The 21044-nt window shown below is 41.1% G+C and carries 18 protein-coding genes; 11 read left to right on the top strand and 7 right to left on the bottom strand.

The annotated features are described in order from the left end of the window. Positions 1-36 precede the first annotated feature (36 nt). Positions 37-639 carry a helix-hairpin-helix domain-containing protein gene (locus tag Q0A12_RS12565; protein ID WP_291292990.1) on the top strand — a complete coding sequence of 201 codons (603 nt, stop codon included), beginning with the start codon at positions 37-39 and terminating at the stop codon, positions 637-639. Positions 640-1135: 496 nt separating this feature from the next. Continuing rightward, positions 1136-2614 (top strand): helix-turn-helix domain-containing protein, encoded by a 1479-nt coding sequence (locus Q0A12_RS12560; protein WP_291292989.1) that lies wholly within the window; start codon positions 1136-1138, stop codon positions 2612-2614. A 180-nt stretch (positions 2615-2794) separates the two neighbouring features. Here the strand turns inward: Q0A12_RS12560 and Q0A12_RS12555 are convergent, their stop codons facing one another. Beyond that, complete coding sequence (locus Q0A12_RS12555) at positions 2795-4195, bottom strand: glutamate decarboxylase (protein ID WP_291292988.1); 1401 nt, start codon at positions 4193-4195, stop codon at positions 2795-2797. A 26-nt stretch (positions 4196-4221) separates the two neighbouring features. Beyond that, positions 4222-5736, bottom strand: a complete 1515-nt coding sequence (gene gadC / locus Q0A12_RS12550; protein ID WP_291292987.1) for a glutamate:gamma-aminobutyrate antiporter — start codon at positions 5734-5736, stop codon at positions 4222-4224. Between the two features lie 791 nt (positions 5737-6527). Here gadC and Q0A12_RS12545 point away from each other — a divergent pair. From Q0A12_RS12545 to holA, 3 genes are all read left to right on the top strand, one after another. Further along, the gene (locus tag Q0A12_RS12545) at positions 6528-7082 is read left to right on the top strand and encodes a ComE operon protein 2 (protein WP_291292986.1); all 555 of its coding nucleotides are present in this window, start codon (positions 6528-6530) and stop codon (positions 7080-7082) included. Between the two features lie 154 nt (positions 7083-7236). Beyond that, a complete protein-coding gene (locus tag Q0A12_RS12540; protein ID WP_291292985.1) occupies positions 7237-9294 on the top strand; it encodes a DNA internalization-related competence protein ComEC/Rec2 in 2058 nt (685 codons plus the stop codon). 31 nt (positions 9295-9325) lie between these two features. Beyond that, on the top strand, positions 9326-10351 hold the full coding sequence (gene holA, locus Q0A12_RS12535; protein WP_291292998.1) for a DNA polymerase III subunit delta: 1026 nt from the start codon (positions 9326-9328) through the stop codon (positions 10349-10351). A gap of 44 nt (positions 10352-10395) precedes the next feature. On the opposite strand, the gene rpsT is transcribed toward holA, so the two are convergent. Beyond that, the gene (gene rpsT / locus Q0A12_RS12530) at positions 10396-10650 is read right to left on the bottom strand and encodes a 30S ribosomal protein S20 (RefSeq protein WP_054116817.1); all 255 of its coding nucleotides are present in this window, start codon (positions 10648-10650) and stop codon (positions 10396-10398) included. A gap of 270 nt (positions 10651-10920) precedes the next feature. Here rpsT and Q0A12_RS12525 point away from each other — a divergent pair, with 270 nt between their 5' ends. Together Q0A12_RS12525 and Q0A12_RS12520 are read left to right on the top strand one after the other, a co-directional pair. Then, positions 10921-11940, top strand: coding sequence for an inorganic phosphate transporter (locus Q0A12_RS12525; protein ID WP_291292997.1), 1020 nt, complete (start codon positions 10921-10923; stop codon positions 11938-11940). A gap of 12 nt (positions 11941-11952) precedes the next feature. Continuing rightward, positions 11953-12576 carry a DUF47 family protein gene (locus Q0A12_RS12520; protein WP_291292984.1) on the top strand — a complete coding sequence of 208 codons (624 nt, stop codon included), beginning with the start codon at positions 11953-11955 and terminating at the stop codon, positions 12574-12576. Positions 12577-12624: 48 nt separating this feature from the next. On the opposite strand, the gene Q0A12_RS12515 is transcribed toward Q0A12_RS12520, so the two are convergent. From Q0A12_RS12515 to Q0A12_RS12505, 3 genes are all read right to left on the bottom strand, one after another. Beyond that, a complete protein-coding gene (locus tag Q0A12_RS12515; protein ID WP_291292983.1) occupies positions 12625-13458 on the bottom strand; it encodes an undecaprenyl-diphosphate phosphatase in 834 nt (277 codons plus the stop codon). Between the two features lie 172 nt (positions 13459-13630). Continuing rightward, positions 13631-14335, bottom strand: coding sequence for a histidine phosphatase family protein (locus Q0A12_RS12510; RefSeq protein WP_291292982.1), 705 nt, complete (start codon positions 14333-14335; stop codon positions 13631-13633). A 17-nt stretch (positions 14336-14352) separates the two neighbouring features. Beyond that, positions 14353-14970, bottom strand: a complete 618-nt coding sequence (locus Q0A12_RS12505) for an MBL fold metallo-hydrolase (protein WP_291292981.1) — start codon at positions 14968-14970, stop codon at positions 14353-14355. A gap of 330 nt (positions 14971-15300) precedes the next feature. Between Q0A12_RS12505 and Q0A12_RS12500 the strand changes: the two genes are divergently transcribed. Both Q0A12_RS12500 and Q0A12_RS12495 read left to right on the top strand, forming a co-directional pair. Beyond that, the gene (locus Q0A12_RS12500) at positions 15301-15837 is read left to right on the top strand and encodes a hypothetical protein (protein ID WP_291292980.1); all 537 of its coding nucleotides are present in this window, start codon (positions 15301-15303) and stop codon (positions 15835-15837) included. 374 nt (positions 15838-16211) lie between these two features. Then, positions 16212-18575, top strand: a complete 2364-nt coding sequence (locus tag Q0A12_RS12495) for an ATP-dependent DNA helicase (RefSeq protein ID WP_291292979.1) — start codon at positions 16212-16214, stop codon at positions 18573-18575. Positions 18576-18632: 57 nt separating this feature from the next. Here the strand turns inward: Q0A12_RS12495 and Q0A12_RS12490 are convergent, their stop codons facing one another. Then, positions 18633-19124, bottom strand: coding sequence for a YajQ family cyclic di-GMP-binding protein (locus Q0A12_RS12490; protein WP_291292978.1), 492 nt, complete (start codon positions 19122-19124; stop codon positions 18633-18635). A gap of 147 nt (positions 19125-19271) precedes the next feature. Here Q0A12_RS12490 and Q0A12_RS12485 point away from each other — a divergent pair, with 147 nt between their 5' ends. Together Q0A12_RS12485 and Q0A12_RS12480 are read left to right on the top strand one after the other, a co-directional pair. Then, positions 19272-20207, top strand: coding sequence for a YitT family protein (locus tag Q0A12_RS12485; protein WP_291292977.1), 936 nt, complete (start codon positions 19272-19274; stop codon positions 20205-20207). A gap of 85 nt (positions 20208-20292) precedes the next feature. After that, positions 20293-20622, top strand: a complete 330-nt coding sequence (locus tag Q0A12_RS12480; protein WP_291292976.1) for a metal-sulfur cluster assembly factor — start codon at positions 20293-20295, stop codon at positions 20620-20622. Positions 20623-21044 lie beyond the last annotated feature (422 nt).

The raw sequence follows: 21044 nt of genomic DNA, 5'->3' as shown, positions 1-21044 counted from the left end.
GGCTTTTTTGCGTAATTCTTTATGAGGTGATTTTTGATGGATAAATGGTTGGAAGTGGGGAAAAAATATCAATCACTTCTGGTGTCCGCGTTAGTAATCTGCGGTATTCTGGCGGCTTTATTTTTTACCCCCCAGAATCCAGAATGGGCGGAAACAGAAACAACCCACCCGATTTTAGAATCCGAAAGGAAGAGCGAAGAAGTCCTTGAGCAGATTATTGTCGATATCAAAGGGGAGATTCGAAATCCGGGAATCTATACCTTATCTAGGGGAGCGCGATTGTATGAGCTGATCCAACTGGCAGGTGGTGTTACCGAAGATGGAAATGAAACAATCATGAACTTTGCTCAAGAATTGTCCGATCAGCAATTAGTGATCGTGCCCCACAAAGATGATCCAGTGAGTGTATTCGCAGAGGACGTGGTCGGCGAGACAAACCAGAATGCCCAGATTGATTTGAATACAGCAGAGGCTAGCCAGCTTCAAGAGCTGCCAGGGATCGGTGCAAAGAAGGCAGAAGCTATTATTGCCCATCGGGAGGAGCATGGTTTTTTTAAAACAATTGAGGAAGTAAAACAAGTTTCGGGAATCGGAGATAAAACCTATGAAGCATTGGCAGATTTGATTACTGTCCGATAAACCTAGCGATACTTGCAACGAGTGAGGGGCAGGAAAGATGTGGGAGATGCTGTGTACAACATCTAACTAATTCCAGCGATGAGGGGGGAATAACGGCAGTCGATCATTCCAGAAAGTCTAGTTCTTATGATAGCTGAAAGTGAGACCGTCTTAAGTTGTGTGCCAGATTAAAGAGACAGTGGTTGCTGGCTCTTAGCAATTACAGGTATGAATCACCCGTCAATTAAAATCAGCAGAGCTAGCTGGAAGCAAAAACAAAATAGACCAGTTTTCGTTTTTTGCTCAAGTTGATGATTTCAGTAAGGAGGAAGATACGAGAGAGAACTATACCGATTTCATGATAAAATATTCATTTTTCCCTAAAGAAAATTAGAACTAGTTTTGAAAACCATTTTCTTTGCCTAAGCTTTTCCTCAAAATTACGATTAATCTATTCCTTCCAATTTTCTGATGGTCTATAATAACGAACGTAATAAATAAAATAAGGAGCGAGCTTATGCTGGAACGGTATATAGAGAAATGCGTGATACGCCAAGTCTATCTTTGTGAGCAATTGTACGAGAAAAATAGTGTGTCTATTGACCATGTAGCTGAACAGCTAGATGTCTGTCCTGCGACGATCATCAATGACATTGAGAAAATTCTACTTTTGCTAAACAAAGGGATTATTTCCGCTACCCATGAGAAACATTCCTATCAGGTCGTTTTTGCTGCCGGATATTCCTTATCCGAACTGACACAGATCATCTATCAAGGATCTTACTTTTTGCAGGTCCTCTATCAATTTTTGAGAGGGGAAAGCAGCTGGCAAAAGATAGCCGAAGAAGCATTTATTTCAGTCAGTAAGGTTTATACCATTCGAACGGATCTCTGGGGATTCTTTGAAGAAATGGATTACTTAGATGAGGAACAAAACGAGGTGATCATTCCCGAAAAAGATTTCCGTTATCTTCTACTGGCTGTGATGCATTACTTAGGCAAATCCGCTGAAAAAAATCAGCCTTGTATTGAACAAGCTTGTGAAGAACTGATCCAGTATGTGGAACAACGCTTTTTCTTACGTTCCTATCCTGAAGATGAACGGCGAATGATCCAACTAGGTATTCGAATTGGCTTAGCGAGGGGCCGGAAAGCACCGATTCATTTTCTAGCAAAAGAAAAGGAAAGGGCGCAACGGACACCACTTTTTCAATTGTTGCACCAAGGGCTCACGGCGCTTGACGTTTCTTTGTGTTGTAGTGAGGATGAACAGTTCTACATCTATTCCTTATTTAATTCACGCAAGTATCAGTGCAACAACTTAGAGCTTTTGCATAGAGACTTTGAAGTCGTATACCATAATCACATTCATCGCTGCCCGGAAATGTTGGAGCTTAGTCGCTTATTGAAATCTCGTCTAAACATTTCCGATAGTAATCATTTACTATTTGAGCAAGCATTACTACCGTTTTTGCGTTCTGCTTGGGCAGATATGCAAATATTTCAAACGGAGCGTTTGTTCTTTCTCTATCCTAGTCAGAGAGAGCAATTCGACCAAGTAAGGGAGATACTTATGGGATGGGCCCAACAAAATCAGCAAAGTATCCGCTGGAATGACAATTTGGTTCGCAAACTGACAGTCTTATTAAGTTTACTCCCTGATGCTGAAAAAAGTGAGCATTTGGAAGTGTATATCGTTGCTCCTTCAGATTTCAAATATCTTTATTATCGTCAACAGCTCGAAGAACGGTTAGATGAACACTTTACATTGAGTAATATGATTTATCACCAATTAAATGAAGTAGTTGATGATGTCTTTTTTTGTACGAAGCGAATGATTGTCTGTGATGCTTCTCTCTACCAAGAAGGACTTCAGACGGAAAATACCAAAATTTATCCGGTGACCTTCAGCACTCTTGCTTCCGTGATTTTAGCGATCAATCAGTCATTGTATCAACAGGCGGAAGAACCTTTTCCAACAAGAAATGAGCATTAAAAAGTTCTGAAACTGACAAATAAAAAAAGAGAGCAGTCAGCAGATATGACTCGCTCTCTTATCATGGATCAAAGGATGATCGAAAGATAATTCATTGCTGGGGACAGCTCAAGAATAGGAAGCCTGATTAAATCTTTCGTCGTTGTTTTTGGGAAAGTTTAAACCAACGTGTGGATCCTTTTAATGGGTAAAGCCGTATGTTTTTATCTCTTGTTTTTTATGGTAGACAAGATGGGCTTGATCGAGGTCTTCAAGGGCTTCTTTCATATCTTGGATATAATCGTGAGCCATGTTCATGCCAAAGTCAGCACGAATCACTAGACGTTGGATAATTTGATCATCCAAATTGACTGGCAATGGGTAAGCTGGTACTTGCCAACCTTTCATCAGTAACCGATCCGCTAAGTCATACAATGTCCATTCTCTGTTTGGATCATCTTTCAACTGATAGCAGACGATAGGCAACTGTGAACCATCATTGATCATTTTGAAAAGACCGGATTTTTCGATTTCTTTTGCCAAATACAAAGCGACTTTATGGGTCTTGTCATGAATCGCTTTGTATCCATCAAAACCATAGCGCACAAAATTATAGTATTGACCAATCAATTGCGCAGCGCTATGAGAGAAGTTGATGGCCATCGTTGGCAATTCGCCACCCAAATAGCTGACTTTGAATACAAGTTCTTGAGGTAAGAAGGATTGATCGCGCCAAAGTACCCAGCCCACACCAGGATACACCAATCCGTATTTATGACCAGAAGTGTTGATGGAAATCACATTCGGTAATTGAAAATCCCAAACAAGATCGGGTTCTGTAAACGGCGTATACAAACCGCCAGAAGCAGCATCCACATGGATATAGACTTTGTAATCCGTGGTTTGATTGTATTGTTCAACTAGATCATTCAACCCTTTGATGTCATCGTAGCGACCAGTGTAGGTGATTCCTAAGATTCCCACGATGCCGATTGTATATTCATCCACATAGTCCATGACTTTATCAAGATTGATCGATAGGTGGTTTTCATCCATGGGAACTTCTCGCATTTCGATATCCCAGTAGACACAGAATTTTTCCCAACAAACTTGATAACCACTGGAGATGACTAGATTTGGCTTATGCGCATTTAGATCGAGTCCAAGTTTTTCTGCCCGATTGCGCCAAGCAAATTTCATGGCCATCCCCCCAAGCATGCAGGCTTCTGATGAGCCGATGGTAGAAGTTCCCATGAATTTTTCTTCTTTGCTGGCATGCCATAGATCCGCGATGATATTCACACAACGATTTTCAATTTCAGCGGTTCGCGGATATTCGGATTTGTCGATGGCGTTTTTTTCCAACGTTTGTGTCATAAGTTTGACTGCTTCTGGTTCCATGTAAGTCTGACAGAACGTTGCTAGATTCAAGCGGGCATTTCCTTCATCCAATAGCTGATCTTGTACCAGTTGATAAGCCATTCGCGGTTCAACAGATTGTGGATTGAGTTTGTATTTCGGTAAATCTTCTCCTTCACAGGCAGCCCCAAAAATTGGTTCTAAATAGTCTGCTTCTTCACGGTTTTCTTTTCCATATAACATAGTAATTCCTCCTAATAAGTAATCGTTTAATGTTTGATTGTATACTTCTCATTTTGAACGATATGGTGTTCTCCTCGAGCACTCGGATACGTTGCAGGGTTCACATCTCCTGTTTTCATATGAACCGGTTCGTCGATCTGAGCTTCTTTTCCTCGTTTGTCATGAAGTTCATAGAGAATGAATGGTAATAACAATGTAACGATAAAACTAATCAATAAGATAACTTGGTAGGTTCTGTCTTCACTGGCAGGAATCGAAGATGGTGGGAAAAATGATACGAATAATGCGAGTAGAGACATGATCAATCCCAATCCTGCAATAATGGTTTTGCCGACTGTTTTTCCTGGAACATTATAGGTTCGAGGGAGGTCTTTTTTCTTAAAGAGCAAAACAAAATAGCCTAAGAAAAACAGCAAATAGCCGATTAAATAAATAACTACTGTCAATGAAATAGCTACCAAGAAAGATAAATTGTTGCCGCCACCGCCAAATGTCAGAACAGCACCCCAGATTGAAACAATGATTCCTTGAATCATGATCAGAGGAACAGGGACACCTTGTTTGTTATGTTTTCTTAAAAAGGTTGGCAGCAGTCCGCGCTGTGCTGCAGCGAACATTCCCCGAGAAGGGCCGACGACCCACGAGCTGACTTCACCCATGACACCAAATGCGATCATCAATGCGATCAATTTCACCAACCAGCCCAGATGGCGATTAAAGTGGAGCAGTAAGGACTCAAAAGTTTGAATGACTCCGGCACTAAGAGATAATTCTTTTTGCGGAATCACCGCTGCTACCGAAAAGCCTCCAATCGCATCGAGTGCAATGGCAAGAATAACTAGCAGAATCATCGCCAATGGGTAATTTTTTTGTGGGTTTTGCAATTCGTTAATGTGTGAAGCTGAAGCTTCCACACCCATATAAGCCAAAATAAATGAGACAAATACCACGAGAGTCGAAACTTTTGAGAAGTCGGGGATAAACGCTTTTTCACTAATGGTTATTTGAATCGGATTCCCACCGATAAAGTAAGCGGCGGCAAGAACGAATAAGAGGATAGAAGGGATAACGATCCCAATAATAAATCCTGCTTTTGCGATTTTTGCCGTTCTTTTGGTTCCCCCTAGCTGTGAAAATGTGAGGAGCCAGAAAATAATCAGCAAACCGATGTACTTCATCAATGGATCAGTATTGAGAGCGGGGAAGTTCAATACATAAGAAAGTGCTCCTAGAATAAAGTATATCATTGTAACAAAGCCAACGGTGATCTGAAACCATTGAAAGAAGATGGCAGCAAAGCCAAACCGTTCTCCTAAAGTTTCACTGACCCAGCTAAATATCCCGCCGTTTTGCCACCCTTTTACTGTCGACATTTCCGCTGCACAAAGTGCAACTGGCAAAAACCATAAGATGCCACCTAATAATAAGAAGAAAACCAAATGGAGTTGTGATGTGGCAAAAGTCGGATATTCATAGACGGTTAGCACCATTGAAGCTGTTAGGGCAAAAAAGCCAAATAAAGACAATTTTTTCTCATTCATCAAATCGCTTCTTTCTAAGTCTAATATCTTTTTTGGAGCAGCTTGCTGGGAGGCGAAAGCTGATTTGTTCTGCGATTGCTCATTGTTTGTCCACCTCTTTTCTTACAAAACGAAGTATATAACTTTCGCGGCAGGGAAATTTCCAATCTTTTTCTGAAAATGGATGTAAAAAATAAAAAAAGCTGGAAAGAGGTATAAAAAAGCTAATTGGTTTAATTCAAGAAAAAAAATAGCTAAAAGGCGTATTTTTCTTACGAGCACCTGAAAGATTGTTATACGTTGGGTGTTGATTTCAAAAAAATGTTCAAACTTCGCAAGTTGTACTTGTAGTGAAGCCACCAAAAAGCAGGGAATAAGCCGCAAGAAGAAGGATGAAAGAAGAAGGATGGGGGGATTACTGCCACCCCATTTGAAAGTGGATGTCTTGTATCGGCAGGCCTTGTCGCTAATGGTTTTACAATGACATTCTCAAACATAAGGAAAGGTTGAAATGAATCAGTAAGGGCCTAAATTAAACCCCTGTAGAAAATTTTTGGTGATACAAGATACAGGAGATAGTTAGAGACAAACATGGTGTAAGGTGATAGCAGACTAGCAGACAGATTATCCACCCAGCAGGTAGGACAATCATTTTGGGAAAACAATTTCATTGACGGTAGCAGTATTAAATCAAGCATAAGTGAATGGATTAGAGGATCCTAAAATTCCTGATAGCCCTCTAGATTAATCGTTAAGGGTATAGTATATTAGAAAAAATCGTGTAATCGATCAATAGAACAGGAGGTACGCAGATGACAAGCGATGAAAGGAAAAACAATCAGCCACAAGATATTCTAAACCAACCAACAAAAGGCAATAAACGAATCCCCTGGGATCAGTATTTCATGGCTCAAGCTGTTTTGCTCTCTCTCAGAAGCACATGCTCTCGATTAGAAGTCGGTGCGACATTAGTCAAGGATCGGCGCATTATTGCCGGCGGCTATAACGGATCAGTCAGTGGAGATGTCCATTGTATTGATGAAGGCTGTTATGTGGTTGATGGGCATTGTATCCGCACGATCCATGCGGAAATGAATGCATTGTTGCAATGCGCCAAGCTAGGGGTCTCCACGGACAATGCGGAGATTTATGTAACACATTTTCCTTGTCTGCCTTGTACAAAAGCCATTCTGCAGGCTGGCGTTAAGAAAATTCATTATTTGAATGACTATCGCAATAACCAATACGCGCTAGATTTGATTCAACAAGTAGGTGCTACCGTCCACCAAGTTGATCTTGATCCGGCGTATTTTGAAAAATTATCTTTTGGTGCCTTAAATGGGGCTAAAGAGACAAACATGCATTGATCATTTACTTTTTCCCGGAGTGATCATTGGCTGCTGGGTAACAGGTTTCTATTTGAAATCTGTTCTTTTTTTTATATTGGCTGCTTATTTCATTTTTGTCCTCCTGTTAAAAAAACACTTCGTAATAGTGCTGCTTTGTTTTGTAGGTAGTTTCTTGTTAGGATTGCGTATGGTCACTTTCCAAAATCATTCGCTGGAAGAAGGTCCGTTAACTACTGAGCTGCTCGTTTATTCGGATACTATCAAAATCAACGGTGACTTAGTGACTTTTGAAGGAAAGTTGCCAGCTGGCAAGGTGATGGGCCGTTATCAAGTGGCTTCTTTTGCCGAAAAAGAACAGTGGATGATTCGTCAACACTGGCAGAAATATTTGCGGATACAAGGAGAGTTTAAGGAAGCTGAAACAAGTCGCAACAAGCATGCCTTTGATTATTCCTTTTATTTATCGGGCAGGAACATTCTGGGAACAGTAACGATTAAGGAGATTGTCGCCAGCAAACCAGATACTGGAATTTTTTCAGTTCGCAAGTGGCGTGCAGCCGCTGTGACTCATGTGCAGCAGTTTTTTCCACAACGATTAGCCACTTACATCAATGCATTGCTGTTTGGCTATAAAGACCAAGAATTTCAAGAGATTCGTCAACTATTCAGTAGCAGCGGATTGCTGCACTTTTTCACAGTATCTGGTATGCATATCACGTTCTTTTTTACTTGGGTAGAAAAAGGACTGAGACGAGGGAAGTTTACCAAAGAAGGGATGAGGATCCCGGTTCTGGTGCTGATATTGACGGCCGCAGTGTTTTTTGGCGGCACGATTAGTGTGATTCGAGGGGTTCTATCCTACGGCACTTCCTTTTTTCTCAGTGGGACTTCTTGGCGTCTTTCTGCTTGTGATCGTTATGGGATCGTTCTTTTTTTGACTCTGCTGATCGATCCCAAAGTTTTTATGCAAACCGCTGGTCAATTGAGTTTTTTGATGACTTTTTTATTACTTATGCAAAAAACACTGAATCATTCAGTGAAGCATGCGCTATTTTTGCCAATTCTCGCCGCGCCATTCATGATGTATGCTTTTTATGAATTTCCTTTGGTAGGTGGACTTTTGACATTGCTTGTGCTCCCATTATTCAAAGGTCTCTTATTACCTCTTTTTTCCGTATTCTTCACGATCAGTCTTTTTCTGCCGGAAATGCCCAAACTTGGTCAAGGGATTGAACAGGTGATAAGTATCGGAGAATCGGTGATTGCTTCTTTAGGAAACATTGCTCTCATTACCGGAAGTATTCCCATGGGACTAGCTATTGGTTGTATGCTTGCAGGTTTATTCTTTTATCAGCGTCGTCAATGGATCATTTGTTTACTGTTCAGCTTGCTTTTTCCCCTGCTGTCGCAGCGTCTTTTTGTACCATCCGCAGTTACGTTTGTCGATGTTGGACAAGGAGACAGTATCGTCTTGCAAACGGCTTTTAATCAAGAGGTTTATGTGATCGACACCGGCGGCAGTCTATCTTTTCCAAGGGAAAGATGGCAGCAACGCTCATATCAAGCAAATGCGCACTATTCTTTGATTCCTTTTTTGCAAGGAGAGGGGATCAAGCAAATCGATGGGCTTTTTTTGACCCATGGAGACACTGATCATATGGGAAATGCACGGGCATTAATGACAGCGATTCCTGTAAAAAAAGTCTATCTAGTCCCTGGAAGTGAAGATCATCCGCAGATTGCCGCGTTGATCAAGCAGCTTCCTAAAGGAACGACTGTTCATTGGACAAAAGTGGGGGAAACCATCGGTAAGGACCTTTCCATTACTGTACTGGCACCTGAATCTGGTGCTGGAGAAAATGAAGATTCGCTAGTTTTAAAGGCTGAAGTTGAAAAGAATGTCTTTTTACTGACCGGGGATCTAGATCAGACAGGGGAAGAAAAGCTGATTCAAGAATATCCTCAGCTTCAGACAGATGTATTGAAATTAGGACATCATGGTAGCCGTACTGCCACGTCTCCTCGTTTTGTCGAGTCGACTTCCCCTAAGATAGGGATCATCTCTTGCGGCAAAGACAATCGCTATGGGCATCCCCATGCCGAAGTTTTGGAAGCGATGGAAGGAAGAAGGATTTTGAGGACGGATCAACAGGGAATGATCCGCTTCAGCTGGTCCAATTGGCGCTCTGTTAAACGGCTGGAAACGTGGCTAGACTATCCGCTAGAATGATGATAGGATGGATAAGAAAGCGGGGGAATCTATGGAACTGCAAAAAGCGTTGCAGGAGATTCGATCGAAATCTCTGCAACCAGTTTATTTAGTCACAGGCACAGAAAAATTTTTACAAGAACAAGTCCGCCAAGCATTTTTAACGCGTTTTGATGTTTCAAAAGACGACTTGAATTTTGCTTCTTTTGATATGGAGAGAGAACCGTTGGATCTGGTGATCCAAGAGGCCCAGTCGCTGCCGTTTTTCGGCGATCAGCGGTTGATCTTTGTGGAGCGGCCATTTTTTCTAACGGCAGAAAAAAAAGCCAATGTTCCAGAACATGACATTGACGATTTTTTGCTTTATTTAAAAAATCCGATGGATACGGCTGTTTTGGTGATTTTTGCGGAATATGACAAGCTGGATGAGCGCAAGAAAATTACGAAGCAGTTGAAAAAAGCCGGGGTCATCATCGATGTGGCACCGATGAAAGAAGCCGATGTTCGCCGTTACCTACAGCAAACCTTGACCAATGATGGCATTGAAATGACGAGAGAGGCCTTTGAATTGTTCTTGCGTTTAACGGACCTTCATTTGTCAAAAGCCATGCAGGAGCTTCAAAAGTTGCGGCTATACGCCGGCAAAGAAGCGAAGGTCACCAAAGAAATCGTTCAGCAATTGATCCCCAAGACATTGGAACACAATGTTTTCGAGTTGACCAATGATGTGTTGCAAGGGAAAGTCGCCGATGCGTGGCAGCTATATGATGATTTGCTGCTGCAAGGAGAAGAAACCATCAAAATCAATGCAATCTTGATTGGACAAGTACGTTTGCTTTTACAGGCTGCAATATTGATGAAGGTTGGCTATCAACAATCGAATATCGCTGAAACGTTGAAAATCCATCCTTATCGGGTCAAGTTAGCGATGCAACAGGCAAGAAAATTCAATGAAAAGCAATTAGCAGAGTTGTACCATGAACTGATCGAAAACGATTATTTAGTCAAAAGCGGGCAGATCGATAAAGAATTTCTATTTCAGCTGTTTGTGTTGAAACACGGCAAAATAAGAGTATAAAAGAAAGACGAAGCAATCAACTGATTGCTTCGTCTTTAATTTGCTTATTTAGCAATTTTTTTACTTAAACGAGATTTGTCACGACTAGCTTTGTTCTTGTGGATCAATCCTTTAGTCTCAGCCATATCGATTGCTTTAACAGCATCTTTATATAACGCATCTACGTTATCAGCACCAGCTTCAACAGCTTGATCAAATTTTTTGATTGCTGTACGCATTGTGCTTACTTGAGATGAATTCTTAGCATTAGCCGCTTCGCTTGTGCGAGCACGTTTGATTGCAGATTCAATGTTTGGCATATATTTCACCTCCAAAAATAAGTTCTTATACGTTTGAAACGTATAAATCAACACTAGTCATTATACCTAATGCCGGTTTCATTTGCAATAAAAGTTGTAAAGAAATTTTACTTAACACGAAAAAATATGTTTTTGCCAGATTTTTTTTCTTGTTCTGTATCATTATTTTAATCCTTTACATATTTTTTAATGAATACTTACAAAAAGTTTACACTTTGTTCTCTTTCTATGCTATGATTACTTCGGAATTTTTAAATGAGGTGTATAAATGTGAATATGGCTTTAGTAATAACAGTCGTTCTATCATTAGGCGTTATTTTTGTCAATGGTTGGACGGATGCTCCAAATGCAATTGCCACGGCAGTCTCTACTAGGGTCCTACGGCCAAATGTCGCTATCGGCATGGCGGTTGTGATGAATTTCCTTGGGGTTCTAGTAATGACGTATTTCAATGCGCAAGTTGCTGAAACAATCAGTAACATTGTTAGTTTTGATACAGCGGGTGGGTTTCACGTTGCACAAATCGCTTTAGCTGCCGCACTTTTTTCAATCGTTGTCTGGACGGTTGCGGCATGGTACTTTGGTATCCCTACCAGTGAATCCCATGCATTGATTGCCGGACTGACAGGAGCGGCAATGGCTCTTGGCGGATTGCATGCAGTCAATGGTCAAGAGTGGGTCAAAGTGCTGATTGGTCTTGTAGTCTCAACGCTGATGGGTTTCATTGGCGGTTTTATCATCACCAAATTGATCGTTTGGCTTTTCCGGGGAACGTCTCGACGTAAAGCAAACAAAGTATTTACGATTGGACAAGCAGTCGCTGCTGGCGCCAATGCTTTTTTACACGGCGCTCAAGATGGTCAAAAATTTATGGGGGTCTTTATGTTAGGCCTTTACTACAATAATATTGTGGAAAAAAGCGGTGATGGGTTTGCCATTCCTCTATGGGTAATGGCGTTGTGTTCTTTGACGATGGGCATCGGCACCTCTGTCGGTGGGATGAAAATCATTAAATCTGTCGGCATGGATATGGTCAAACTGGACAAATACCAAGGGTTTTCTGCGGATTTGACTGCTGCAATCTGCTTGTTCCTATCCTCCGTGTTCGGGATCCCAGTTTCGACAACGCATACAAAAACAACGGCCATCATGGGTGTTGGGGCGTCCCGGCGCTTCTCCAGCGTGGATTGGCGCATCGTGAAAGAAATGATTTACGCTTGGATCCTAACTTTCCCTGGCTGTGGCTTGATTGCCTATGTCATGGTAAAAGTATTACTTGTGATTTTGTAAGGAGAGAGAAGAATGGCACGAAAAAAAAGTTTTGATTACTTTGCAGCGATGGAGCAATTAGCAACCAATGGACATCTCGCCGCAAAACGTTTCTTGATGCTGATGAATGATTATTCCGAAGCTTCACTGACTGAAGCGACGACAGAAATTCATGCATTAGAAAAAGAAGGTGACGAAGTCATCACCGAATTAACCAATGAATTATATGATTCCTTTATCACACCAATCGATCGAGAAGATATTTTGATCATCTCCGAACGATTAGACGATATTTTAGATGGTATCATGGGCTTGACGTACTTGTTCGAAAATCTTGTGATCACGTCGCTGCGGCCGGAAACCGTTGCTTTCGCTGAAATGATCGAGCAAGCCACTCAAGGGGTTCAGACTGCCTTAAAAGAGTTTCCTAAGTTCAAAAATTCAAAAACACTGCGTCAAATGATCAATGATGTCAATTGCATTGAGTCTGAAGCGGATCTTTTGTATTCAAAATTGAAGAAAGGTCTTTTTACCAATGAAAAAGATGTTCTAGAGATCATTAAATGGAAAGACATTTATGAACGTTTTGAAACCATCATCAACGATACAGAAGGTGCTGTGGATATTATTGACGGCATGGTCATCAAAAATACCTAACCGCAAATAAAAAAGCTGTGACGCCAAAAATGGCATCGCAGCTTTTTTCTATAGATTGATCAGCCAGTAACCGATCAAAATCGCACCTAGGATGATGCGATACCAACCAAAGAAAGTAAAATCATTTCGTTTGATATAATTCATCAAGAAGCGGATCGCTAAGACAGAAACGATGAAGGAGACGACGGTACCCGTTAATAAGATAACCGTTCCTTGCAAATCAAAGGCATTTCCATCTTTTAGGAATTTAACGATTTTCAATGCACTTGCACCGAACATAGTAGGAATACCTAAGAAAAATGAGAATTCTGTTGCGACAAACCGTGAAGCGCCAATCATGATTCCCCCAAGAATCGTGGCACCGGAACGAGAAGTCCCAGGAATCAGTGCTAACACTTGAAACATTCCGACAATCAATGCAGCCTTATAAGTAAACTTATTCAAATCGGTGCATTTTGGTTCTTTGGTTTTGTTTCTCTTTTCAACCACGATAAATCCGATTCCGTAAACAATCAAAACGATCGAGACGGAAAGGAAATTATAAAAGTGTGCGTCCAACCAGTCGTCCAGTGGCAAACCAATGATTGCCGATGGCAAAACAGCAATGACGACTTTCGACCAGAGTGTCCAAGTATTTCTCTTCTCCAGTGCATTTTTTGTGGGCGAAAATGGGTTCAATTTATGAAAGTAAAGATAGATGACCGCTAAGATCGCACCTAGCTGGATCACAACGTTGAACATGGCCATAAATTCTGCGCTTAATTTTAACCCAATAAATTCATTTGCAAGGATTAAGTGACCGGTACTACTAATTGGCAGCCACTCGGTAATGCCTTCAATGATTCCCAAAAGGATGGCTTTAATAAAATTTGCAAAAAACATTTGTTCAGTCCTTTCTCGTATGGTGAAATACATTACATAGTATACCTGTTCTAAGGGAAAATACCAAATACTTCCTAAAAAAGAGCAGATTTTCTTACTAGAAAGAATCGAATGCTTAGGCTCTGTTCCAGTAAGAAACTGCTCTTTTTTAATGAATAATGAATCGGAAAAATTAAGCTAGTAGATCATGGGAAAGGCTAAGTCCCTTTTTAATATATTCGGTGCTACCGACTTCGGCAATTGTGAATTCGCCGTTTTCATAAATCAACCGAGTAACTGACCCGTTATCGATGTCCATTCGCACATTGTTTTCGTTGTTGATCAAATGCAGCAAGAAGGCGATCGTTAAACCGTGTGAGACAACCAGCGCATTGCCGCCGCCTTTTTTCTCCACACGATAGGCAATATCTTCAAAGCCAGTTTTGACCCGTTCAGTCAACTCGTCAAAGGATTCGGCCCAGTTAGCAGTATCTGCATGATGGATCGCATTGGCAATGGCCTCAAAGCTGACATGGCTGGCAATCATATTGTCATAATCGGGGAAATCTAATACTCGAGGAATGACTCCCCACATTTCTGCATCGTAGCCACCTTCAAGAGAACCAAAACACCACTCACGGATCCGTTTGTCGATATGATAGGGAATTTGAGGTCCACTTACATGCTCCCCTAAGATCAAGCGCATCGTTTCGATCGCCCGGCCACTATCACTGGATACCGCTTCAACGAAGTCGATTTCCCGCAGTCCAAGACCCAAGTAATGAATCCCTTGTTCCCCTGCGCGAGTCAATGGGGTATCACACCAGCCTTGAACCCGTTGCAATGTATTGAACATGGTCTTACCGTGTCGCACGACATATAATTCCGTTCTTGCCATAACAATTCCTCCTCTGCTTAATTAAAAAATGGATTGGTCCGCTTTTCATTTTCAATCGTTGTCGGTTCCCCATGTCCAGGGAAAACGGCTAACTGGTTTGGCAAAATAAATAGCTCAGATTGAATACTTGTCAGCAATTGCTCTAAATTACCTGTTGGCAAATCTGTTCGACCGATACTGCCTTTAAAGAGCGCATCTCCTGAAACGACAAAATCGTCAAATATGAAGCTTACGCTGCCAATGGAATGACCAGGAGTCGCCACGACCCGGAAGGAGATACCATCGATTTGATAATCTTTTAATTCCCATTCATATTCTGCAGGTCGGGCAGTAATGCCGCCCAAATCAGGGTGCCGCCCAGAAAGATTTTTAAGAGGATCTCCCAACCACTCTTGTTCTAGTGGACTGACATAAACAGGGATCGTGTAGTAATCTCTCAGCTGATCCACTGCGCCAATATGATCGTAATGGGTATGAGTCAGCAAAATTGCACTGGGTTTCGCTTCGGTTTTTTCGATTTCTGCAATGATTCGTTCCGCCTCGGCGCCTGGATCAATGATCAGTAAATGCTCATCCTGCCAAACTAAGTAACAATTCTCTTGAACAGGGCCGGTAACTAAGCCGATAATTTTCATGTTTTAACCTCCTCTGATTCTTCCTTTAGTATAGCTTAAAGTATTCGAGGAAACAAAAAAAGCTTTTTAACTTTCCCAATGATTACCGAATCCATGTGTGTCTAGCGGTACAGGAAAAAAGCAAAAATGCTTGTTACTGGATACGAGGAAAAGGCAAAAAGAAGGCTAGAGATTAAAAAAAAACAACAAAACAGGTAGTTTGATTAAAAATAAGGTCGTTTTTATAAAACTATCTCGAAAATTTTTCTAAGAAACCTCCCTAAAAAAAATTCACTGTTATACTAGAATTAATTTAGCATCCTTAATTATGGAAATAGTGGAGGCGGTAACATGAATAAGAAAGTATGTTTCGGTTTATATGCATTCTTCTGTAGTTTGTTACTCGCAAGCTGCGGACAAGAAAATCAGGCGATCAAGACGAGCGAACCGACGTCGTCAACGGCGACGAAACTCAGTAGTACCCATGCTGAAAATATCGATTTGATGCTGATCCAAGAAGAAAGCAGTCAATTTCCGCAAAGCCAAGGTGTCTATGATCTGCAGGGAAAGGAATTGACAATTGTCAAACAATACCTGCCGATGACAGAAAACAGCAATGATGAAAATTTGAGTGGACCTGCACTTAAAAAAAGAAATGAAACGATTCAAGCAGATTTTGATAAAAATTTTTCATCTGCCAATCTTCGTTTGAAAGATGATCCTTTTGAAATTTATGAAACCACCTTTCAAGGGGCTTCTTTTTCCATTGACGGAAAAACTTTGTACCTGCGAGCCGATGGACTGGAACTGAAATTTCACTATGACGAGGCCACCAATCGGGCATATGATGAAAACAATGTTCGTTATGAAGTCCAAGTAGATCAATAGCAAAAGGACAATTGATTTAAAAATGAAATCACGCATAGAAATGGCTTTGGATATCTCTAGCAATGCTCAACGTTATCCTCAGTGATGCTTTGACTAGCGTTTATGACCCACGTTGACAGATCGCTAGCAACGATCACTAAGCTAAAATAAGAAAGGGACTGTGACACAAGTCATCATCCAACAAGTGAAACCGAATCATATTCTATTGCTACAGATTCCTCTGAGTTTTTCGACGAGGAGCCACTGCACCGCAGGAGCAATGATAGATATTTTTCGGATAGTGTTACTTGTAGGTGACTTATGGCACAGCCCTTTTTCTGTTCGCTTTTAAATCAGCAAAGCTTCCGATATAATAACTCCGAGAAGGTGATCAAGTGTACAAAGGAAAAATTGCTGTTCGAAAAATCGTTGAGTTTATCCTCCGTCGAGGTGATATTGATAGCCGCAAAGTTAGTAACCATACTGCCCAAGAGGGGGCGCGTATTCATCGCCGCTTGCAAAAAGAAGCCGGTGATGCCTATCAAAAAGAGGTCTTTTTTAGAATTGAAAGTGAGATCGAAAAGGATAAATTGACGATCGAGGGCCGTGCAGATGGCTTGTTTTACGATGAAGAAAAACAGTGTTGGGTAATTGATGAAATCAAGACTTCTGAACCCTACTTTGAAGATATTCCCGCAGACCAAATTGATTTATTTTTTGCTCAAGGAATGGTTTACGCCTACATTTACCTTCAAGAAGAAAAGCTGGCAGAAATTGAGGTGCAATTGACCTATTATCAGACAACGGAACAGCTGATCACCCGTGTCCGTCGCCATTTTACAGCAGAAGAACTCACTGCATTTTATACCCACTTAATCAAGGAGTACCATAAATGGCTGGTGTTTCAGGAAAATTGGCGCCGGGTTCGAAATACTTCACTGCAGTTACTGAAATTTCCTTTCGAGACCTATCGAAAAGGACAGCGGGAACTAGCGGCTGCGGCCTACAAGACATTGAAAAACGGCAAGCGTTTATTTGCGGAAGCACCCACGGGGACTGGAAAAACCATTTCAACGATTTTTCCAGCCTTAAAAGTCTTGGGGGAAGGGGAAGGCGATCGGTTGTTTTATCTGACAGCCAAAACCATTACCCGTCAGGTGGCTGAAGATGCGTTGACCCAATTAGCTGATAAGGGCAGCGAAACCAAGAGTGTCACCATCACAGCCAAGGATAAGATTTGCTTTTTAGATGAACGGAATTGTACGCCGGAACATTGCCCATATGCGAATGGCTATTATAATCGAATCAATGAAGCATTGTGGGATCTGCTTCATCATGAAAATCAAATTACGCGAGAAGTGATTGAAGCTTATGGACAAAAGCATACCGTCTGTCCTTTCGAGCTTTCGTTGGACGTGAGCGTATTTTGTGACGTCATCATAGGTGATTATAACTATCTGTTTGACCCAACTGTTTATCTCCGCCGTTTTTTTGAAGAACCGGAAGAAGACTACTTTTTCTTAATTGATGAAGCGCATAATTTAGTAAATCGTTCCAAAGAGATGTACTCGGCAAAGATTCATCGCAGCACGTTTAAAGAGCTCCGTAAACAATTACCTGCGGACCAACAAAAACTACGTCGGGCATTGAATAAAGTAGCGAAAGAATTCTCTACGATCGAAAAAATCGCTGAGACAGATCATTGGGAATACCATCACCAGAAAGAACCCCATGAAACCATGAACAAGCAACTGACAAAATTAGCAGAACTTATGAAAGAATGGCTGCCGGCAAATCCCGAGCATCCTTCGCAAGAGGCGGTCTTACAGTGCTATTTTGAAGTCAATCACTTTTTGAAAATTGCTGAGTTTTATGATGATCACTACGAAACAACTGTAGAAATCAAACGATACGAGATGATCCTCCGTCAATTTTGTATTGAACCGGCTCCTTTTCTGGAACAAGTGTTGGACAAAGGTAAAGCCAGCTTATTGTTTTCTGCCAGTTTCACGCCCCTTGATTACTATCAAGAAGTGCTTGGAGGTGGAGAAGAGGCATTGCGTTATCGTTTGCCAAGTCCATTTGATCCAGCGAATCAAAAAATTCTGATTGCCAATTATATTCAAACCACTTACCGGCAACGGACAGCCAGTTTGCCAGCAATCATCGATGCGCTTTATCGCATGGTTCACGCCAAGTCCGGCAATTATTTGGTTTTCTTTCCTTCTTATCAGTATTTGGACGAAGTAGCAGAAGCATTTCGGCAAGCCTATCCCGAGATCAAACTGCTGATCCAGGATACCGCAATGAACGAAACAGAACGGGAAAATTTCTTAGCGGAATTTAAAGAGGACACCACAGATTCTGCCCACGAGACTTCTTTGATTGGTTTTTGCGTCTTAGGAGGGATTTTTTCGGAAGGGATTGATTTAAAAGGCACACGCCTGATTGGTACAGCGATCGTTGGTGTCGGATTGCCGCAGATCAATCATGAACAAGAATTGATTCGGGATTATTATGAAGAAAAAAAACACGCCGGTTTTGCTTATGCCTATCGACTTCCCGGCATGAACAAAGTGCTGCAAGCAGCAGGCCGAGTGATTCGGGATTCTACAGACCGAGGCGTGATCCTTTTGCTGGATCAACGGTTCCAAACGAAGGCTTACCAGCAACTCTTTCCATTGCATTGGCAGCACGCCCAAACTTGTTTTCGACCAGAGCAGCTAACCGAGGCAATGGACCATTTCTGGCAAAAATAAAACCCTCAGCACCAATCATAGACCATTGAGGCTGTCTATGATTGGTACCGAGAGGAATCAACGGTAATTGGTAAATTGTAAGTCAATCGGTAAATCAAGCTTGCGCAACAGCTGGATGACTTCTTGCAAATCATCGCGGCTTTTGCCAGTGACCCGAATCTGATTGTCTTGGATCTGTGTTTTCACTTTCAATTTTGCATTTTTGATAGCTGTCGTAATTTTTTTGGCATGCTCTTTATCGATGCCGTTGATCAGATCGGCTGTTTGGCGAGCTTTCGCCCCCAGTGCATGTTCCGTTTGGGAGAATTGGATATTTTTGGTCGGTACGCTGCGTTTGATAAGTTTACTGCTTAACACGTCCTTGATTTGCTCAAGTTTGAATTCATCATCCCCCACAATCGTTAATTTATTTCCATCCATTTTGATTTCAACAGTCGAACCTTTAAAGTCAAAACGATTTTTTAATTCTTTTTCTGCCAGTTGGATGGCATTTTTTACTTCTTCTGTATTGATCTCCGATACAACATCGAAACTTGCTTCCTTTGCCACGAACATCATCCTTTCCATTTTCTTTGATTTTACCATGAGACAGAAAAAAGAGGGGAAGAAACTAAATTTTTGCAAATAATTGTTTCAATTTTTGGCGCAAACTGCTATTCTTTGGAAGGAGATTTTTTGTGAAGGAGAAATGGCATAGTGAGTAAATTATGGACAAAGCATCAGCAGTCGGAAAGACTGAAAAAAATCGGGGTTGTCTTGTTGTCAGGATTGACAGCAGCGATTGCGTTAAACTTCTTTTTGATCCCTGCAAAAGTGCTTTCTGCAGGAATGAATGGCGTTGCCCAGTTGATCGTAGCAGTCGGGTTGGAGCAATTTGGTCTGCATCTTAGTACCGGTCTGTTTATTTTTCTATTAAATGTGCCAATCTTTATTTTAGGCTTTATCAAGCTGGGGAAAGCTTCCACGTGGATGAGTTTTGTTAATGTGGTAGTCGTTTCTTTGTTGACCATGATTTTGCCTCAAGGTCAAATCACTAATAATATTCTTGTGAATTCATTGATTGGTGGCGTACTGCTTGGTGTCGGCGTCGCTTATTCCTTAAAAATGGGTTTCACTACCGGAGGAATGGATATCCTCTCATTGATTTTGTCAAAAACGACAGGAAAAACTGTCGGTAAATATATGTTTATGCTGAATGGTATCATCGTGATGCTATCAGGGTTTGTTTTTTCGTGGGAAAGTGCTTTATATACGATTATTTCGATTTTTGCTATGAGTTATGTGGTAGATATGCTTCATACCAGTCATCAAAAAGTGACGGCATTGATTATTACTACGAAAGCAGAATCGGTTGGTAAAAATATTTCTAAGCATGTGTTTCGTGGAATGACGCTGCTGCCTTCCGTGGGAGGATATTCTGGTGTTCCCGGAAACATGATCATGATGGTGGTTACCCGTTATGAAATCTATGATCTGGAACAAGCCGTTCTAGAAGCAGATGAGAATGCTTTTATCAATTTTGTGCCGACCCAATCGATTACAGGACGCTTTGCAACAGATGATGAGCAGCGGACTTTTAAAACGACTGGTGTCTTTCCCGAGTTGAAAGTCAACAAAAAAAATCGGCCATAAAGGGTAAAAAAGGACAGAAACAGCCATTTACAAAGGGAAGAAAACAAGTTATTATTTGAACAGATCATCAAAGGAGGTTGCGACTATGCCTTATACAGAAGTAGAAAGCGAAGCAATCAAAGAACGCGTCTTAGCAGCATTAGAAACAGTCATTGATCCAGAATTAGGGATTGACATCGTCAATCTTGGTTTAATATATGAAATTGAATTTGACGGAGAAACAGGCGATACAGTCATCAAAATGACATTGACCACTATGGGGTGTCCACTAGCCGATGTCTTGACCGAACAAATCCACGAAGCATTAAGTGACATTCCAGAAGTCAAAAATCCGGAAGTCAAATTAGTCTGGTATCCCGCATGGACGACCGATAAAATGAGCCGTTATGCACGGATTGCGTTGGGGATTCGCTAGAATTTTTCGTTGATTTATCGGTATTTTTCACTTATTAAGCAGAGGTAGACCATGCCGATTTTTCAGACTTTGAATACCAGATAAAATGAGAGGATTTTCGATACAGATACCAACTCTCATGTGAAAACAACTTCTGAACTCTTTTATTAACTTTTAGACAAAGTTGATAAGGGAGTTTTTTTATTATGCAGAATTTTGGTTAGAGGAACAGCTAGAAGAAATTAGCAGATTCTCAACAAAACTAATAGACTTTCGTTTTTTTGAACAGCCTTCTCCTCTCTAGAGGGACTTACCCTATGATAACGGTCAATTTAGTAATTAAATAAGAAAATTGACTGGGGACAGAAGGTTTTTTTTGCTTTTAAGAGAAAAAATAATCAAATTTCATCATCAGAAAATGCGAATTATGATTATTCTTTAGT

It is taken from the genome of Enterococcus sp. (genome assembly GCF_022711995.1).
Classification (GTDB): domain Bacteria; phylum Bacillota; class Bacilli; order Lactobacillales; family Enterococcaceae; genus Enterococcus_D.
Note: the sequence above shows the minus strand (reverse complement) of the source record. Positions and strands in the feature narration are given on the sequence as shown.

Bases quoted from the DNA above. Each gene is read 5' to 3' on its own strand.
- Q0A12_RS12565 (WP_291292990.1), top strand. From the start codon at position 37: ATGGATAAATGGTTGGAAGTGGGGAAAAAATATCAATCACTTCTGGTG.
- Q0A12_RS12560 (WP_291292989.1), top strand. From the start codon at position 1,136: ATGCTGGAACGGTATATAGAGAAATGCGTGATACGCCAAGTCTATCTT.
- Q0A12_RS12555 (WP_291292988.1), bottom strand. From the start codon at position 4,195: ATGTTATATGGAAAAGAAAACCGTGAAGAAGCAGACTATTTAGAACCA.
- gadC (WP_291292987.1), bottom strand. From the start codon at position 5,736: ATGAATGAGAAAAAATTGTCTTTATTTGGCTTTTTTGCCCTAACAGCT.
- Q0A12_RS12545 (WP_291292986.1), top strand. From the start codon at position 6,528: ATGACAAGCGATGAAAGGAAAAACAATCAGCCACAAGATATTCTAAAC.
- holA (WP_291292998.1), top strand. From the start codon at position 9,326: ATGGAACTGCAAAAAGCGTTGCAGGAGATTCGATCGAAATCTCTGCAA.
- rpsT (WP_054116817.1), bottom strand. From the start codon at position 10,650: ATGCCAAACATTGAATCTGCAATCAAACGTGCTCGCACAAGCGAAGCG.
- Q0A12_RS12520 (WP_291292984.1), top strand. From the start codon at position 11,953: ATGGCACGAAAAAAAAGTTTTGATTACTTTGCAGCGATGGAGCAATTA.
- Q0A12_RS12515 (WP_291292983.1), bottom strand. From the start codon at position 13,458: ATGTTTTTTGCAAATTTTATTAAAGCCATCCTTTTGGGAATCATTGAA.
- Q0A12_RS12510 (WP_291292982.1), bottom strand. From the start codon at position 14,335: ATGGCAAGAACGGAATTATATGTCGTGCGACACGGTAAGACCATGTTC.
- Q0A12_RS12505 (WP_291292981.1), bottom strand. From the start codon at position 14,970: ATGAAAATTATCGGCTTAGTTACCGGCCCTGTTCAAGAGAATTGTTAC.
- Q0A12_RS12500 (WP_291292980.1), top strand. From the start codon at position 15,301: ATGAATAAGAAAGTATGTTTCGGTTTATATGCATTCTTCTGTAGTTTG.
- Q0A12_RS12480 (WP_291292976.1), top strand. From the start codon at position 20,293: ATGCCTTATACAGAAGTAGAAAGCGAAGCAATCAAAGAACGCGTCTTA.